This is a genomic window from Candidatus Methylomirabilota bacterium, from assembly GCA_028870115.1.
In the GTDB taxonomy this organism is placed as follows: Bacteria; Methylomirabilota; Methylomirabilia; order Methylomirabilales; family Methylomirabilaceae; genus Methylomirabilis.
Window position 1 is genome coordinate 1 of sequence record JAGWQH010000071.1, and the last position, 2,010, is coordinate 2,010.

Annotated in this window: 1 protein-coding gene and 1 pseudogene; one reads left to right on the forward strand and one right to left on the reverse strand. The window is 65.7% G+C overall.

Going from position 1 to position 2,010, the window contains the following annotated elements; genetic code table 11:
• Window positions 1-208: SDR family NAD(P)-dependent oxidoreductase (locus KGL31_08045; GenBank protein MDE2321850.1), on the reverse strand; the 208-nt coding region annotated here is incomplete at its 3' end.
• A gap of 105 nt (window positions 209-313) precedes the next feature.
• On the opposite strand from KGL31_08045, the pseudogene KGL31_08050 reads away from it, so the two are divergent.
• Window positions 314-1,684, forward strand: a pseudogene (locus KGL31_08050) (IS1182 family transposase).
• Window positions 1,685-2,010 lie beyond the last annotated feature (326 nt).

Genomic DNA, 2,010 nt, shown 5'->3' on the forward strand with positions numbered 1-2,010 from the left:
CGGCGGAGGCAGAGACATCCGCTTTCACAGTCACCGCCTTCACAGGGAGCCCCTCGAACTCCCGGAGGGCCGATTGGGCTGCTCCGTCGTCGCCATGATAATTCAGGACGACGTCGCACCCATCCTGGGCGAGGCGGTAGGCGATCGCCTTGCCGATCCCCTTGGTGCCGCCGGTAATCACCGCAACCCGTCGCGATTGTACTCGCATAATCCCTTACTTATTACCAATACCCTAGGAGCCTGTCGGAGAAAAAAGCGCACGGCACACAGTATGCGTACTGGACACGCGGGCCGTCCGCGCTATACTGGTCCCATGAAAACATTCAAGCCGTACAACCCCGACCAGCTGTTCCTGTTGCCCCCGGCCCTGCGTGACTGGCTTCCCGAAGGCCACCTGGTGCTGTTCATCAGCGATGTGGTGGATGTGCTCGATCTGACGTCGATCGTCGCCGCCTACGACGAGGGCGACGGGCGCGGGCAGCCGCCGTACCACCCGGCGATGATGGTAAAGCTGCTGGTGTACGCCTACTGCATGGGGAAGCCATCCTCGCGCCAGATCGAGCGCGCGACCCACGAGGAGATCCCCTACCGGATCCTGGCGGCCAACCAGCATCCCGATCACGACAGCCTGGCCGCCTTTCGGCAGCGCCACCTGGCCGCCCTCGCGGGGCTGTTCGCCCAGGTGCTCCAGCTCTGCCAGCGGGCCGGGCTGGTGCGCTTGGGGCACGTAGCACTGGACGGGACCAAGGTCCTGGCCAATGCCTCCAAGCACAAGGCGATGAGCTACAGCCGGATGGGCGAGACCGAGCAGAAACTTGAACAGGAGGTCGCAGCCCTCCTCGCCCAGGCTGCGGCCGTCGACGCGGCGGAGGACGCCCAGCAGGGGACGGGCCGTTGCGGCGACACGTTGCCCGCCGAGCTGGCCCGCCGCGAGAGTCGGCTCGCCAAGATCCGGGAGGCCAAGGCCGCGCTGGAGGCGGAGGCGACCGCGCAAGCCGTCCAGGCCGCGGCCGCCGCGCAGGCGAAGCTGACCGAGCGAGCGCAGCGGGCACGCGAGACCGGCCGGACCCCCACAGGACGGCCCCCCACGGTCCCTGACCCGACCACCGCTACCCCGAGACCGAAGGCCCAACGCAACTTCACCGACCCTGAGTCTCGGATCATGAAGGATGGGGCGACGAAGAGTTTCGTCCAGGCCTACAACGCCCAGGCGGCCGTGGACAGTCAGGCGCAGATCATTGTGGCGGCCGCCGTCACCCAGCAGGCCAACGATAAAGCGCAACTGGTGCCGATGCTGCAGTCTGTGGAGGCCAATCTCAATCGGAAGCCGGCGCAGGTGTCGGCGGATGCGGGGTACTTCAGCGCCCCACAGGTGACGGATCCGGTCCTGCAAGCCATCGACCTGTACGTGCCTCCGGATCGACAGAAACATGGCGGACGGTCCCCGTCCGACAGCGACCCCCCGCCGCCCGATGCGCCGGTCATCGCGCAGATGCGGCACAAACTGCAGACCGTTGCCGGACAGGCGATCTACGCCCTGCGTAAGGCGATCGTCGAACCCGTCTTCGGCCAGATCAAGGCCGGGCGGGGCTTCCGGCGCTTTGCGTTCCGAGGGATCGGCAAGGTTCGGGCGGAGTGGCGACTGATCTGTCTGACGCACAACCTGCTGAAGTTGTTTCAGGCGAGGTGGACCCCCCCCAGCAGGCGTAACGGGCACGGCCAGGGGCGCTTCGCGACCGAGGCAGTTCGCGCTCCATGATCGCTGGTGTGCTCCCACAGTCGGTCGGGACCCGACGCCTTCTGCTGTCACGTGAGTCGCAACGCTATTTCTTCGACAGGCTCCTAGGCCTGCTCCAGGTCCTGATACTGCGAAGTGGCCGTCCGAATATCGGCGATGAGCTTCGAGAGGGAGCAGTCCTTTTCCGGTTCTTTTGTATATCATTTTCCGCGGTTCATGTACCAGTCAGAGCCCCAAGCCAGCCCGGCGGCCAACAGCGTGATGACCGAAAA